Source organism: Pseudomonas sp. SDO524_S393 (assembly GCF_054071875.1).
On record NZ_JBSVVZ010000069.1, the window covers coordinates 1 to 14,241 of the forward strand.

The window sequence follows — 14,241 nt, forward strand, 5'->3', positions numbered from 1 at the left end:
GGCTGATACACCGCATTCGCGAGCAAGCCCGCTCCCACATTGGTATGCGGTGAACCTTGAGACATTTGTTCCAGACATGAAAAAGCCCGCAGCGACGGCGGGCTTTTTCTTACAAGCAGGTGACAGACCTCAGATAGGTCGGCTGCCGTACTTGTTATCAGGCTTCTTGGGTGGGTCTGCCACCACATTGGCCTCGACTTCCTGCACTTTGCCGCCTTTGGCGAGGAATTCTTCCATCGCACGGGCCAACGCATCGCGCTCTTTGTTCTTGGCTTCAACGCTCGGCAGTTCGTCTACCGATACAGCTGCCTTGGCTTTGCCTTTGGCCGCCGGAACCGGTGCGTCATCACCAACGTCGTCATCGGCAACGTCTTCCGCCGCCGCTTCAAGACCTTCTTCGGTGTCGTCTTCGTCACCTACTTCGAGTTCGTCGTTTTCCAGATCATCGTCGCTCATGTTCTACCTCATGACTTGCGAAAAGCAGATTAGTTATAGCCCAGCTTCACCCACTGTCGAAGGCTGCCGAGAAAAAATCAACATCCACAGGATTTCCCGTGGCTTATGCCCCATCACCGTGCAACGTGGCGAGGACTTTACGAGCACCGCCATGATCACGGTGCTCGCCCAGATAAACACCTTGCCAAGTCCCCATCGCCAAGCGGCCGGCCCTGACCGGCAAACTCAGCTGGCAGCCCAGGAGACTGGCCTTGAAGTGCGCCGGCAGATCGTCCGGACCTTCGTCGTTGTGTTCGAACCCACTGAGGCCTTGCGGCACCAGCGAATTGAAAAAACGTTCGAAGTCACGGCGAACCGCCGGATCGGCATTCTCGTTGACGGTCAACGAGGCCGAGGTGTGCTGCAGCCACAGGTGCAACAGGCCCACACGGCACGCCTTCAATTCAGGCAGGCCGGCCAGCAACTCATCGGTCACCAGGTGAAAGCCCCGGGGCTTTGCCCGCAGGGTAATCAGGGTCTGTTGCCACATACAGTTCTCCGCCCATCGGCGCGCATTCTAGCGCGCTCTGGGAAAAAACAAAGTGCCGAATACGCCCACATGCCTGTAAGACATTCGCACACTGAAAAGTGCCATGCACAGCCCATCACAAACATTGCGCAAAAACCGTTACAGCACGTTGTGAATGACAAACGCCAGGCAAAAAAATGCCCGGCAAGCCGGGCATCTTTTTTCCGCGTACTTACAAGTTGTAGCCGCGTTCGTTGTGTTGCGCCAGATCGAGGCCCACGGCCTCTTCTTCTTCGGTCACCCGCAGCCCCATCACTACATCCAGCACCTTGAGGATGATGAACGTCACAATAGCGGTGTAGATGACGGTGAAGCCCACACCCTTGGCCTGGATCCAGACTTGTGCAGCCACGTCAGTTACGGTGCCGAAGCCGCCCAGTGCAGGGGCTGCGAACACGCCGGTGAGGATCGCGCCGACGATACCACCAATACCGTGTACGCCGAACGCGTCCAGGGAGTCGTCGTAGCCCAGCTTGCGTTTCAGGGTGGTGGCGCAGAAGAAGCAGATCACACCGGCGACCAGGCCGATTACCAGGGCGCCCATCGGGCCGACAGTGCCGGCGGCCGGAGTAATTGCCACCAGGCCGGCCACCACCCCCGAGGCGATGCCCAGTGCGCTTGGCTTACCGTGGGTGATCCATTCGGCAAACATCCAACCCAGCGCGGCGGCAGCGGTAGCGATCTGGGTGACCAGCATCGCCATACCGGCGGTGCCGTTGGCGGCGGCGGCGGAACCGGCGTTGAAACCGAACCAGCCGATCCACAGCATGGCTGCGCCGATCAGGGTGTAACCCAGGTTGTGAGGTGCCATCGGCGTAGTCGGGAAACCTTTGCGCTTACCGAGCACCAGGCACGCTACCAGACCGGCAATACCGGCATTGATATGCACCACGGTGCCGCCTGCGAAGTCCAGCACGCCCCAGTCACCGAGCAGCGAGCCAGGACCGCCCCAGACCATGTGGGCAATCGGTGCGTAGACCAGAGTGAACCACACGCCCATGAAGATCAGCATCGCGGAGAACTTCATGCGCTCGGCGAAGGCACCCACGATCAGCGCAGGGGTGATGATGGCGAAGGTCATCTGGAAGGTAACGAACACCGCCTCTGGGAACAGCGCCGCAGGGCCGGTAATGCTCGCTGGGGTCACACCCGACAGGAACAGCTTGGACAGGCCGCCGACAAACGAATTGAAGTTGACGACGCCGGCTTCCATCCCGGTGGCATCGAACGCCATGCTGTAGCCGTAGACGAACCACAGGATGGTGATCAGACCGGTGATGGCGAAGCACTGCATCATCACGGAAAGAATGTTTTTGGAGCGAACCATGCCGCCGTAGAACAGCGCCAGGCCCGGGATGGTCATGAACAGCACCAGCGCAGTGGATGTGAGCATCCATGCGGTGTCGCCGGAATTGAGGACTGGAGCAGCCACTTCGTCTGCCGCCATGGCCAGGCTTGGCATTACGATGGACAACAGGGCGCCTAGCCCTGCGAGTTTACGCAGAGTCATATTGTTTTCTCCTGGGGCTTGGGGGTTTGGCGGCTTAGATTGCGTCGGTATCGGTTTCGCCGGTACGGATGCGAATAGCCTGTTCCAGATTGACCACGAAGATCTTGCCGTCACCGATCTTGCCGGTGTTGGCGGCCTTGGTTATCGCCTCGATAACCCGGTCAAGATCCTTGTCGTCAATGGCGACATCAATCTTCACCTTTGGCAGGAAATCGACCACGTATTCCGCGCCGCGATACAGCTCGGTGTGACCCTTCTGCCGACCGAAGCCTTTGACCTCAGTAACGGTAATGCCCTGCACGCCGATTTCGGACAACGACTCGCGTACATCGTCCAACTTGAACGGCTTGATGATGGCAGTGACTAGCTTCATGAAAACTCTCTCCCGAATTGGTGGACTTGCCCCAGGAAAACAAACCCGTCTCAAGTCTAAGCGCAGTGCCTGGCTTTGTAACGCGTCGTCGCCTCGGCATTTACCGTTGCGACGCCAGCGAACCACTGGTGACGAAACCTGTACCCCTGATCCGTCGGCGCACTGCATTCGTCACAGCGACTGCATCAGTGCATGGGTCATGATCGTCTAAGCAGAAACCTTGCCAGCTCCGTAAAAATCACTGAAATCAGTCCTTTGCCCACTTATGCCCACCTGCGGGGCTTTTTTGTCGCGCCATTGCGCACGAAAACGGTGCGACCGCGCCCGGCCCCATGCGCGAAAAGCGTGCGCTCACGGTCGCGAAAAAGACTATAGACGCTGCGTGATACACTGCCGGCCAACAGTTTTCCGGAATGTTTCCCATGCTCGCGCCCAAAGACCTCCTCGACGCCCTGAGCGGCCATGCCTCTCGCTTGTTCAGCGGCGACACCCCGCTGCCCCGCAACGAAATCGAAAGCCAGTTCAAGGCACTGCTGCAAAGCGGCTTCAGCAAGCTCGACCTGGTCAGCCGGGAAGAGTTCGATAGCCAGATGGTGGTGCTGGCCCGCACACGTGCACGGCTGGAGAGCCTGGAGGCGAAGGTGGCAGAGCTGGAAGCACGGCTGACACCGCCCTCTGCTGACTGAACGCGGTTCCTGTAGGAGCTGGCTTGTCGGATAGCCGCACCGCTGCGATACAGCCGACTCGGTATTTCAGTTGCGCCGAGGCGATGCTATCGCCGCGGTGCGGCGATCCGACAAGCCAGCGCCCACATAAAGCGCCGTGGGTTACTCTGGATACGTTCTGTAAAACCTCCCCACCTCGCTCTCTCCCACCTCGTCTACCCTTGAGAAACCGCAGGAAGCGGCCCCCTTTCAAGGAACAAGCATGTCTCTCGCAATCGTCCACAGCCGCGCCCAAATTGGCGTCGAAGCCCCCGCCGTCACTGTCGAAGTGCATATGGCCAATGGGCTGCCGTCCCTGACGCTGGTGGGGCTGCCGGAAACCGCCGTCAAGGAAAGCAAGGACCGCGTACGCAGTGCCATCCTCAACAGCGCGCTGCAATACCCCGCCCGCCGCATCACCCTCAATCTCGCGCCTGCCGACCTGCCCAAGGACGGCGGGCGTTTTGATTTGGCGATTGCGTTGGGGATCCTCGCCGCCAGCGTTCAGGTGCCATCGTTGATGCTCGACGATGTGGAATGCCTGGGGGAACTGGCGCTGTCCGGCGAGGTGCGTGCGGTGAAAGGTGTATTGCCCGCCGCGTTGGCGGCACGCAAGGCCGGGCGCACCGTGATCGTGCCCAGGGCTAATGCCGAGGAAGCCTGTCTGGCTTCGGGGTTGAAGGTGATTGCGGTGGACCACTTGCTGCAAGTGGTGGCGCACCTCAATGGACAGGTACCGATCGAGCCGTTCAAGTCCGATGGCTTGCGGCTGTTGAGCAGGCCCTATCCCGACTTGAGCGAGGTCCAGGGCCAGCTCGCCGCCAAGCGCGCGCTGTTGATCGCGGCGGCAGGCGCACACAACCTGCTAATGTTGTGTGACAAAACACCCAATCGCTTTTGATAGAAGTTCCAGTTCTAGGAATGAAACGGTTATAGTGAGTCCGGCTGTGACCTCAACACTAAAACGGATGTGACTTTATAAGGATACATAATGCAAGTTTCGATTATCGCGCAGCCCGGCCAACAACTTGGGAACGAAATATCAAACCTATTAGACTCGGGCTACATTTTCCAAGAAATAGCGTTTGTATCCGCATTTGTTGGGTTACGGGCTGTTCTTCGACTGAAAGACAAACTTCAAAATCACGCCCAAAACAACAGTCGCATTAACTTCACTGTCGGAATTGATCTTGGTGGCACAAGCAAAGATGTCCTAGAAGAACTGAATTCCTGGCCAGCAACAACTCACATCGTTCACAACCCTATTCCAAGAATTACATTTCATCCGAAACTATACTACTTCAAGTCACAAAACTTTGCTGTTTTGTATGTGGGGTCAAACAATTGGACAGATGGCGGACTTTACACAAACTACGAATTAGCCACCAAATATGAATTCGCCTTCCCCCAAGACGAACACAATTTTCATAACATAATTATGCAGTTGCAACAATTCCTAAACCCCAGTGGACTAACGACTCAATTGCTTACATCACAATTGATTCACGAATTGTCACAACGTGGAACCATTGTTTCGGAGCAAGAAGCAAGAAGACGGCGCAACTATACGGTTAACCCAGTGGGCGCTGGACTCCCGCCAAATCCGTTTAGTCCAATGGCACATCCCTTGCCACCGCTGCTGCCTAGCCACTTGCGCGCACGCGAGCAAGCGGTTGCTCCCGCTCCTATGATTATTTCAGCCAAATGTCAGGCCTACCGGAGTACTTGTATGGCGTAAACTGCTCTCAGCGAGTGACGTTCTATCTACAAGGCCAGGATCGAACCCTGTAGGGGGCGTACGCTTGACCCAGGCGCGCTTTGAGGTAGCGAATGAACGCATAGATCAGACCGAATACTTCCGAAATTTGTTCAGCAACTATCATTGGCAGCAAGAACTGGGTAGAAATCGAAATTCCAGTCAAGAAGTCGCAGTCATCCCAATGAGGATTTCAATTAGAAATCACGATTATGGAGTGCATTTCTTCGAAGTTAGTCACAAGCCCGACGGCGAAGCAGGTCAGAACAACTATACAACGATACTGCGCTGGGGGCGGGAATTCACACCAATTATCCCAGGTCTAAACCTGACGGATCACTGGCTATCCCTCTACGAGACAACGGACCCTGAGGTCCGATTCTATATTGACATCCCGTAGAGGAGAACCACTCCAACTAGGCGTATGTTAAATGAGCTCATCCAGTGGCTCGCTAGTCGACCTCTGACGACGATCACGAAGCATACGCCAACCTTCTAAAATCTGATCTTGATCGGCTCTAGAGACACCAAGCCCACCCAAAACCAACCATCCTTGGCGAGTCAAAACCTCATGCGTCGAACGAGTTCTGATTGACTTATCCAATTCTAAAAGGTCAATCGAAACGTTAGGCGTTGGTATTACCAGTTTGTTAATTTCAGACGGAATTAACTCCAGCCCCCCCCCTCCATAGTGTCGACTTTCCAATTCAGCACTTAGTGCTGTCAGCGGGTTAATGAAGCAGCCAACAAGCTGCTCTGCCGCAACGCCGTATGACTTAATTCGATAGGCCGTATCAGTAGTATATGCCCCCAACTGGTTCAATATTAACCGTGGAGTGTTATGCGATCGTTTCAGCATACCTATCTCACTGTAATGAACAGAGGGGACTTTAAACCATGGCGTCCGAATTCTGCATTTGTAACGAGTATGCAGATTTTCAGCCTCTCCTTGTGCTATGTAAGACCTTGCATTTTCATCAAGCCCTTCAAGACCATCCTTGAACCACAAAAAGTTTGTTGGGGAACCTTTTTTTGCGTTCGCTTTATGTTGACGATCATCGTAAATTATACCAGGGCAATGCTCACTACGACCGAACATTGGATATGCCCACTTGTGCAGCTTGTTTAACTCTACAGTTTCATCAGAAACGAGGAAAAACTTGTTTGCACCCGTTACAATTCCAACTTCCACCTTCGCTATATCTTTGAATCGATGTACATCTTTATGTCTGGATATTTCGTTAAATAGATTTCTAGTACTCACATCAAGTAACGCGCGAGTCCATTTCCCCGCTACCGTTTCTCCGTTTATAGCCTTGGGTGCACGAAATACTTCCGATGGGTTCAAGTGAACAAAGTCCCGCCCTTTCACCGGGTATATACCCAGTCCTTCTGTTATTTCATCAGGGTCTAGCTTTTTTTCCGCCATCAGAATCACAGCACCTTGCAACGTCCCTTCAAACCACAGGTCCTCAGGATCAACTATGACAATTCTGCTGCACTCATGACCCATGTATGACCGCAACGATTGAGCGTGTGTCACATGGATAATTTCAGCGGGAACTACCATTGCAAGACGACCACCCGGCCGTAATAGCTTTAACGATGCAAGGATAAAAGGAACCCAAGCATTTGTATGCTTTGTGAATGGAAGACCTAGCCCTTTAAAGATCAGCTCTGCGTTCGCCTGAAACGGTTCCGGCAGGTATTGGTAGCGAATAAAAGGCGGATTACCAAGTACGGCGTCAAACCTAACGTTGCTTGACCACATACTTCTGATGGACCAACCCAGAAAATCTTCATTGAGTATGGTAGTACTCTTCGACCCTGCCTTTTTTGCTCGATCATGAGCCTTCGCTGCCTCATCTGGCTCCAGCTCAAAGCCCATGACCTCGGCATTACGTACTGCCGAAACTTCCGCCACTGATTCTAAAAAGACACCATCACCACAGCTTGGCTCTAGAATTCTTTTGGGTGCAATTTCGCCCACCCATCGCGTGAGAAACAATGCCAAGTCAAACGGGGTGTAATATCCACCGCGAAGCTTTTGGGCCGTTTCGTTTTCAATAAAGTTCATGAATGCCGCCCTTATAAATTCGCTGTAACTTTAGGTGATCCCACGTTACTACCGCGAAATTTACCCTTATTGCTTCCGCCTCGCGGCTTACACGGTGAAAAATCGATTCTAGTTAGCACGGTCCGATAATCAATGCCCCGCTCCGCCATTTCAGCCATTAACGCAGCGATAACGGCAATATGTGGTGGTACGCCCCCCTGCACTGCGTGATTCGAAATCGAGTTGGGGTTTTGCTTGATCAACTCTGCGAACGCCTTTACCGATAAGCCAGCTTTACCGAGCTGCCTACGAAACTCTTCATAGGTCATTTGTACCAGCCCCAAATGTCAGTTCAGCATTATCTCACACATCAAACAATGTATGCAACACAGCATTTGATGTGTTCGACCATTCCATACCACATGACGCACCATGACGCCTACACCAAACGCGCCTCCCGCTGACGGGCACAGCCCACTGAAATAACCGAAAATTTCGCACTCAATGTTTAGAATCAACTTTTTGTCGGTTATTCTGATTTGACAGAGCGAAAAGCAAACCGCTTTTGCCCAAACGAAAATCCCTTGCACGCCGCCAACAGTACTGCTTTGAGCGTATATCCCTGCGTGCACTCTTTTAATATCTATGAACATGTACCTATAGGCATAGCCTTATCTAATCCATAACATTCTATACATTATGACCATAATGATATAGAACCAAAAACAAGGTAACAAATCGAAAAATGAAAATGAAAGAAAGTTTCAATGATACATTCAAAGGCCTTAAAGTAAATGCCAGCAAAGCCAAGCGCTACGGCGTATATCCTGTCATTTTAGATCGTATGTACAGCCAAATGATTAATCTGCAGAGCTACCACTCTCGTATAACAGTGGTTCGAATCGATCTGCATTTTCCAGCAAGCCACACGCATGACCATAAGTGCGAAAATACGATCATCAGTCGGTATATCAAAACTTGTAAAGCTGATCTTGGTTCAAAGGATTGGAGCAAGCATAAACGTGTTATTCATGGATGGGTAAAGGAAATTGGTAATTCTGGTAAGCCACACTATCATTTGTTTTTCGGATTCCAGACCCTGCACCGCAACCTGGGGTTGATTTCAGGTGATGGTCATACAGGCATGTGGGAACTGTTCGAGCGACGCTGGAAAGAGCTTACAGGCGGTTCTGTGCAGCTCATCAGGCCGCACTTCTTAGAGCGTGATCATGGCCAGGAGTTTGCCGACTGTTTTTACCATCTTAGCTACCTTGCCAAAATCAGGGATAAACATTTTGGGACTGGCGAAACGCACCGTCGATTTGGGTTTTCGAAACTAACACCAAAGCAGATGCCGCCAACTGTACTGGAAGAATTAATGGCAGCCTGAATAGCCTAATGCCATTCAGGCTATCTGCAAGCGCGCAGGAGCGGCTTTAAACATTTGGCAATGGCGCGCCAGCCCTGGGAGCTTCGTGGCCTCCCAAAAGCTGCATATGCGCCGCGTGCGTTCTTTTGTAAACAGTATGACTGCTTTAACTTTATGCCACCGCATTTGTCATAAAGCTAAATCTTCTGGTGTAAATGTCATGCCGAATGAACGGTATGCTTTGATGTCCCTTGGATTCATGCCCTGAACTTCATTCAATCGACCAATATTCTTGATGGCTACTACCACAGAATGATCGTAAGGGGCATCTCCGCTCGACTTTGTGATATCCGCCGATGTGATCGTTCCGTCGGCAGCCATACTGATTTGAACTGTGGTAGCCAAGTTGCGCCGCGCACTTGGAGGACGGGTCCAGCCCTCGGAGGCTCTGGCTTTGACCAAGTCACTAATACTCGCGGCTTCCAGATCGTAGATCACATCAGGTCGAGCCTTGCCTAATGCAATGCTCGGTGGAAGCGCGATGCAGTTAACAAGATATACACCCATCCCGAATTCAGCCCGCATGCACTGAAAGTACATTTCACGACCGACATCGATATTGGCAGCGAACTCCCGATTAGGCTGTAACTCGGCAGCCTTTAATTGGTTACCAACGACCGACCAAGATGCGGCTTGAACCGGTGCCAGAGTAACGGTCACAGCCGTTTTCTTTCCGAAATCGAAGATGAAATTGGCATTACCGTTGTCCGCGACGATTTTATCGATACGACCGTGGTAAAGCCTAGGTTGAGAATATTTGATTTCTGCACGCGCTTGATTTGCCCGCCAATCGTTGAAGATTTGGGTAGCGCCTACGGCTTTTGAAAAATTCCAATCCGTGGTTTCGACGACATTTAACAACCGTGTATTGAAGTAGCTCGACGCCCCATTATCGTAGTCAGCTTGAGCCACAAATGAGACCGACAGCAACGCGACCATCAACGAATATTTCATCTGCGCTCCTGTTACGGACGGGGAAGGACTTGGGTACGTAGACGCCGCAGAGACGAGGGAATCCCTGCCAAAAACAAGGTCAAGGCCACCAACAGCAGCACAGAGGCCACCAGGACGCCAACGCCAAATGCTTGTCGGAAGCTGGAAACGTAGCCGAACTCCAGCGAGCAAATTCCCGCGATGCTGGCTAGCGGCATGGAAACCGCTGCAATGAATATGGAAATGTAAAGCTTCATACCTGCTTCCTTCTTATGCCGGCCCACCAACTGTGGATGCCTTGGCAAGCATAATTTATCTGAAAATCAGATATCTGAAAACCAGTTATAGATTGAGAGCTGCTCAATTTGAGACAGCCTTATGCCAAAAGCTATTTACCGGCCTGAATACGACGTATTTCTGTCATTGCTCAAGCAGCGACGAACTCTCGCAGGCATGACACAGGGGGAATGTTCCAAGGCACTAGGACGACCGCAATCTTTCATGAGCGACGTCGAGCGTGGTATTAGACGACTTGATATTATTCAAATCCGAGACCTATGCGTTGTTTTACGCTGTAACTTTGTCGAGTTGATTCAGGATTTTGATAAACAAATAGATGTGAAATAGTTTCCTTTCCAACCCATAGGGTAAGCATCGACCGGCAACCTCCACACACCTATGAAGGGCAATTATCGTGTCAGACCCAAATGAATCGATAGCGAATGCATTGGAGCTGCTACTTATCAATCAAAATGGGATCGGTGCTGCCATTGAAGAATTAGCGAAATGGGTAGCTGAACGTGGCTCTACAGACACGGCCCGCAACGTTTTGGGAGCTTTAGAAACGCTGGATACAAATGCCGAAAGCATAGGATCAGCTATAAGGGCTCTGCGAAGCTAGCCCACTTCTCATTATCAAAAGACTCTACTTTTTTGGTAGTCCGACGGAACGTGGTTCCGATCTATCAAAAACCTATTGCGGAAAGCTATATGATCAAATTATCATTGATCTATCAAAACATACTATAAAGGATAACAAAATTTGAAAGCACATCTGTACCTGCGTGCCAGCACCAAAGACCAAGATGCGTTGCGAGCTAAAGCTAGCTTGGATGCATTTGTAACTGAAAAAGGCCTTGTCATTGCTGGGGTATATTCTGAAAACATCAGCGGAACAAAGCTAGACCGCCCAGAATTGATGCGGTTGTTGGACGCAGCACAACCCGGTGAATGCATTGTATGTGAAAGCGTCGACCGTCTAAGTCGTCTGTCCCAGTCAGATTGGGAAACTCTGAAAGCCAAGATCAAAGCAAAGGGTTTACGCCTTGTGATTGCAGATTTGCCTACAAGTCATATGTTGATTGAAGACAAGGGAATGACTGGTCAGATAATGGAAGTAATCAACAGTATGCTGTTGGACCTCATGGCGACTATGGCTCGCCTAGACCAAGAAAAACGTGTGGAGCGAATCAAGCAGGGATTGGAAAACAAACGCTTGGCAGACCCAGCCTGGACGCCAAAGGGGAAAAGCAAGAATGTTGAAAAGTGGGCTAAAGTACAAATGTTAATGGCTAAACACCCAACAATGTCAGCAGAAAATATTGCCAAACTTGCAGAAGTTGGCGTTGCTACAGTATACCGAATCAAGCGTGGGGCTTAGTCCCCCCGTAGGTCCGGAGGGGTTAGATTTAGGTACCATCCACGGTTCCATGCGACGAAGATCAATTCAAACATTCGGCACCCTTCAACTCGCCCCTTTATCCCCACCTCGAGATTGTTTCACAAACATCTTCAATAACTTTTGATTAGCAGCTTCGTTATCTGCCGCACTGAACTGAAACTGATGCACATCAATATCACCCGGCACATTAATTTTGTATGCTGCCATCGACTCGTCTGATAACGCTTCTTTCAGCATTCCACCAGGCTTGGTGATAAATCTTGTCGCTTGCAAGTCATTTTGACGGATACCGGCACGCAGTAAGTCACTGGAAAAAGGTACAAATAGAAGGGCTTGCCCATGGTCTGCCATATAGAAAAATTTCGGAAATTCTCCCACCATCACACCATATTGAACACGGATATCATCGTGTTTAATTCGAACCTTTACTCCTAGCCGCTGTACCTGCTGATTTGCTAAATATCGACCCTCATAAGAAACCAAATCAAGCTTCTTGAAGAAATCAAATTTGTCGGCCACATACTCAGATGAAAGATCGAGTTTGCATTGATCAAGTTCAATCTCCATTTTTGACATATTACCTTCGATATTTGCAGCGGCTTCTGCAAGTGTTCTTGAGGGGTGCGACTCCATCAATGCAGACATGTCTACAAGCTTTACCCTTGCCGATTCTAACCTTCCATCAAGTTCACTAATACGTTTGCGTAGCAATTGCGCATTATCCTTGATCAAGGATGTCATATTCAGCTTGGCAAGCATTTCTTTGAAAACCAGTTCGCTTACATCTAATCGAACTGACCGATTAATACATGCTCCCTTCGCGGATTTAGAACAACGAAGATATTTCTGGCCCTTCGGTGGCGCCCCTTTATTAACCAAATGCATCGGCGATTTGCAGTATGCACATAAAGCAATTTTTGCCCAAACATTGAAGTTCGATGTCGTCTTCGTTATTTTTGAAACGTCTCGAGACCTACGACCATCCAACGCCGCATAATACAATTCTTCATCAATTACTGCCGGATAGAAACCCTTGATTGGCTCGCCAGAAGTACGACGCTGACCCTCGGTCCAAATGTTTGGTTGATATTCTCCAAGCACTGATCTGTTTGCCAGTATCTTGGCGATTGAGCTATTCCCCCACAGCCCAGATTTGTTCCTATTTTCAGAACCAAAAACCGGCACACCTTCACTATTAAACAACTTAACAATCGCACGCTGCCCATAACCCTGAACCGTCAGGTCGAACACCCTTCTCACAGTTTTTGCACGGTCAGCAATGACCCTATACGCCTCACCATCAAACGATAACCATTGGGGACATGCAGCCCCAAGCGGCAGACCTTTAGATCGGGCCAACGACTGTTTCTGCTGCCATGCTTCCGAAACCCTCTTACCCTTTACCGAAGATTCGGAATGAGCACGAGACATATGAAATATGGACATGACCAACTGCATCGGTTCGGCAGACTTACGGTAAACAGTGCCGTCGCCGAAAGTAACGACAACGATCCCACTGTTTAAAAGGTCCAGAAATCGTGGCAACGCTTCCGTTACCTGTTCTCGACTAAGCCTATCAAGTGATTCTACCAACAAGTAAGAACCAGAAACAATCTTGCCTTGTTTCACATAGTCATAAAACCGACCAAGACTACTTGTAACCCGATTAACATTAGTTCCCCTATACGCACTTACCCCTGCATCCAAGAAAGCGTAGTTGCTGTCCTTTACCAGCTCTAAATCGTGCCTGTCTGCATATTCAATAGCGGCCTTGTACTGGCGCCTACGACTATCTCCCTTCGCCTGCTCTGGGGTTGAGAAACGCACGTAGCTGTAGGCTTTAGGTCTGCTGGTCATTGGCCAATACGTCTATATTGAATTGGGTGTATTTTACCACAACTTGTTGTTCAGCGGCCCGCCCGGCACCGGCAAGACCCTGCTCGCCAGCCGCCTGCCCGGGCTGCTGCCACCGCTGAGCGAGCAAGAGGCGCTTGAAGTGGCGGCGATTCAATCGGTGGTCAGCCTAGCGCCGCTAAGCCACTGGCCGCACCGGCCTTTTCGCCAGCCGCACCACTCTGCATCCGGGCCCGCGTTGGTGGGCGGCGGTTCGAAACCGCAGCCTGGAGAAATCACCCTGGCCCACCATGGCGTGTTGTTTCTCGACGAGCTGCCGGAGTTTGATCGCAAGGTACTGGAGGTCCTGCGAGAACCGCTGGAGTCGGGGCATATCGTGATTTCCCGAGCCCGTGACCGGGTCAGCTTCCCGGCGCGCTTCCAACTGGTGGCGGCGATGAACCCCTGCCCCTGCGGCTACACAGGCGACACCGCCGGACGCTGTCGCTGCACGCCGGAACAGATCCAGCGCTATCGCAACAAGCTTTCGGGGCCGCTGCTGGATCGGATCGACCTGCACCTGACCGTCGCCCGGGAAAGCACTGCGCTGAACCCTGTACCGCAGGCCGGCGACGATACGGCGAGCGCATCGGCTCAGGTCGCCAGGGCGAGGGAATGTCAGCAGCAGCGCCAGGGCTGTGCCAATGCCTTTCTCGATCTGCCGGGGTTGCGCGAACACTGCAAACTGGCAAAAACCGATGAGGGCTGGCTGGAAAGCGCGTGCGAGCGCCTGACGCTCTCACTGCGCGCCGCGCACCGGCTGCTGAAGGTGGCGCGTACCCTGGCGGATCTGGAACAGACGCAGGCAATCGCTCGTCATCATCTGCAAGAAGCCCTGCAATACCGGCCAGCAAGCATCACCTGATGCCAGGCACACAGGCT

Annotated in this window: 12 protein-coding genes and 3 pseudogenes; 7 read left to right on the forward strand and 8 right to left on the reverse strand. The window is 51.7% G+C overall.

What is annotated here, in order from left to right:
- Positions 1-129: 129 nt before the first annotated feature.
- The 4 genes from sutA to glnK form a co-directional block, all read right to left on the reverse strand.
- The gene (gene sutA, locus ACW9IB_RS24215) at positions 130-456 is read right to left on the reverse strand and encodes a transcriptional regulator SutA (protein ID WP_457364870.1); all 327 of its coding nucleotides are present in this window, start codon (positions 454-456) and stop codon (positions 130-132) included.
- Between the two features lie 103 nt (positions 457-559).
- Positions 560-985 (reverse strand): secondary thiamine-phosphate synthase enzyme YjbQ, encoded by a 426-nt coding sequence (locus tag ACW9IB_RS24220; RefSeq protein WP_457364869.1) that lies wholly within the window; start codon positions 983-985, stop codon positions 560-562.
- Between the two features lie 211 nt (positions 986-1,196).
- Positions 1,197-2,534 (reverse strand): ammonium transporter, encoded by a 1,338-nt coding sequence (locus ACW9IB_RS24225; RefSeq protein WP_457415813.1) that lies wholly within the window; start codon positions 2,532-2,534, stop codon positions 1,197-1,199.
- 34 nt (positions 2,535-2,568) lie between these two features.
- Complete coding sequence (gene glnK / locus ACW9IB_RS24230) at positions 2,569-2,907, reverse strand: P-II family nitrogen regulator (RefSeq protein ID WP_002555808.1); 339 nt, start codon at positions 2,905-2,907, stop codon at positions 2,569-2,571.
- A 422-nt stretch (positions 2,908-3,329) separates the two neighbouring features.
- Here glnK and ACW9IB_RS24235 point away from each other — a divergent pair, with 422 nt between their 5' ends.
- The 3 genes and pseudogenes from ACW9IB_RS24235 to ACW9IB_RS24245 all read left to right on the forward strand — a co-directional run bounded on the left by ACW9IB_RS24235 (position 3,330) and on the right by ACW9IB_RS24245 (position 5,349).
- Positions 3,330-3,593, forward strand: coding sequence for an accessory factor UbiK family protein (locus ACW9IB_RS24235; RefSeq protein WP_457364867.1), 264 nt, complete (start codon positions 3,330-3,332; stop codon positions 3,591-3,593).
- Between the two features lie 241 nt (positions 3,594-3,834).
- Positions 3,835-4,482 (forward strand): annotated as a pseudogene (locus tag ACW9IB_RS24240) (magnesium chelatase domain-containing protein); the annotation flags it as partial.
- A 120-nt stretch (positions 4,483-4,602) separates the two neighbouring features.
- Positions 4,603-5,349: a restriction endonuclease PLD domain-containing protein gene (locus tag ACW9IB_RS24245; RefSeq protein ID WP_457415814.1), complete on the forward strand. Its 747-nt coding sequence runs from the start codon at positions 4,603-4,605 to the stop codon at positions 5,347-5,349.
- A 445-nt stretch (positions 5,350-5,794) separates the two neighbouring features.
- Here ACW9IB_RS24245 and ACW9IB_RS24250 read toward each other — a convergent pair whose 3' ends face one another.
- The gene (locus ACW9IB_RS24250) at positions 5,795-7,444 is read right to left on the reverse strand and encodes an Eco57I restriction-modification methylase domain-containing protein (RefSeq protein WP_457415815.1); all 1,650 of its coding nucleotides are present in this window, start codon (positions 7,442-7,444) and stop codon (positions 5,795-5,797) included.
- 724 nt (positions 7,445-8,168) lie between these two features.
- On the opposite strand from ACW9IB_RS24250, the gene ACW9IB_RS24255 reads away from it, so the two are divergent.
- Positions 8,169-8,813 (forward strand): YagK/YfjJ domain-containing protein, encoded by a 645-nt coding sequence (locus tag ACW9IB_RS24255; protein WP_177058312.1) that lies wholly within the window; start codon positions 8,169-8,171, stop codon positions 8,811-8,813.
- A gap of 168 nt (positions 8,814-8,981) precedes the next feature.
- Here ACW9IB_RS24255 and ACW9IB_RS24260 read toward each other — a convergent pair.
- Positions 8,982-9,281, reverse strand: a pseudogene (locus ACW9IB_RS24260) (TonB family protein); the annotation flags it as partial.
- Between the two features lie 536 nt (positions 9,282-9,817).
- The gene (locus ACW9IB_RS24265) at positions 9,818-10,042 is read right to left on the reverse strand and encodes a hypothetical protein (protein WP_177058314.1); all 225 of its coding nucleotides are present in this window, start codon (positions 10,040-10,042) and stop codon (positions 9,818-9,820) included.
- 121 nt (positions 10,043-10,163) lie between these two features.
- On the opposite strand from ACW9IB_RS24265, the gene ACW9IB_RS24270 reads away from it, so the two are divergent.
- On the forward strand, positions 10,164-10,412 hold the full coding sequence (locus ACW9IB_RS24270) for a helix-turn-helix domain-containing protein (RefSeq protein WP_177058315.1): 249 nt from the start codon (positions 10,164-10,166) through the stop codon (positions 10,410-10,412).
- A gap of 415 nt (positions 10,413-10,827) precedes the next feature.
- On the forward strand, positions 10,828-11,445 hold the full coding sequence (locus ACW9IB_RS24275; RefSeq protein ID WP_177058316.1) for a recombinase family protein: 618 nt from the start codon (positions 10,828-10,830) through the stop codon (positions 11,443-11,445).
- A gap of 84 nt (positions 11,446-11,529) precedes the next feature.
- Here the strand turns inward: ACW9IB_RS24275 and ACW9IB_RS24280 are convergent, their stop codons facing one another.
- Positions 11,530-13,323 carry a recombinase family protein gene (locus ACW9IB_RS24280; protein ID WP_177058317.1) on the reverse strand — a complete coding sequence of 598 codons (1,794 nt, stop codon included), beginning with the start codon at positions 13,321-13,323 and terminating at the stop codon, positions 11,530-11,532.
- A 37-nt stretch (positions 13,324-13,360) separates the two neighbouring features.
- Here ACW9IB_RS24280 and ACW9IB_RS24285 point away from each other — a divergent pair.
- Positions 13,361-14,224: pseudogene (locus tag ACW9IB_RS24285) on the forward strand (YifB family Mg chelatase-like AAA ATPase); the annotation flags it as partial.
- Between the last annotated feature and the right edge of the window lie 17 nt (positions 14,225-14,241).

Bases quoted from the DNA above. Each gene is read 5' to 3' on its own strand.
- sutA (WP_457364870.1), bottom strand. From the start codon at position 456: ATGAGCGACGATGATCTGGAAAACGACGAACTCGAAGTAGGTGACGAA.
- ACW9IB_RS24220 (WP_457364869.1), bottom strand. From the start codon at position 985: ATGTGGCAACAGACCCTGATTACCCTGCGGGCAAAGCCCCGGGGCTTT.
- ACW9IB_RS24225 (WP_457415813.1), bottom strand. From the start codon at position 2,534: ATGACTCTGCGTAAACTCGCAGGGCTAGGCGCCCTGTTGTCCATCGTA.
- glnK (WP_002555808.1), bottom strand. From the start codon at position 2,907: ATGAAGCTAGTCACTGCCATCATCAAGCCGTTCAAGTTGGACGATGTA.
- ACW9IB_RS24235 (WP_457364867.1), top strand. From the start codon at position 3,330: ATGCTCGCGCCCAAAGACCTCCTCGACGCCCTGAGCGGCCATGCCTCT.
- ACW9IB_RS24245 (WP_457415814.1), top strand. From the start codon at position 4,603: ATGCAAGTTTCGATTATCGCGCAGCCCGGCCAACAACTTGGGAACGAA.
- ACW9IB_RS24250 (WP_457415815.1), bottom strand. From the start codon at position 7,444: ATGAACTTTATTGAAAACGAAACGGCCCAAAAGCTTCGCGGTGGATAT.
- ACW9IB_RS24255 (WP_177058312.1), top strand. From the start codon at position 8,169: ATGAAAATGAAAGAAAGTTTCAATGATACATTCAAAGGCCTTAAAGTA.
- ACW9IB_RS24265 (WP_177058314.1), bottom strand. From the start codon at position 10,042: ATGAAGCTTTACATTTCCATATTCATTGCAGCGGTTTCCATGCCGCTA.
- ACW9IB_RS24270 (WP_177058315.1), top strand. From the start codon at position 10,164: ATGCCAAAAGCTATTTACCGGCCTGAATACGACGTATTTCTGTCATTG.
- ACW9IB_RS24280 (WP_177058317.1), bottom strand. From the start codon at position 13,323: ATGACCAGCAGACCTAAAGCCTACAGCTACGTGCGTTTCTCAACCCCA.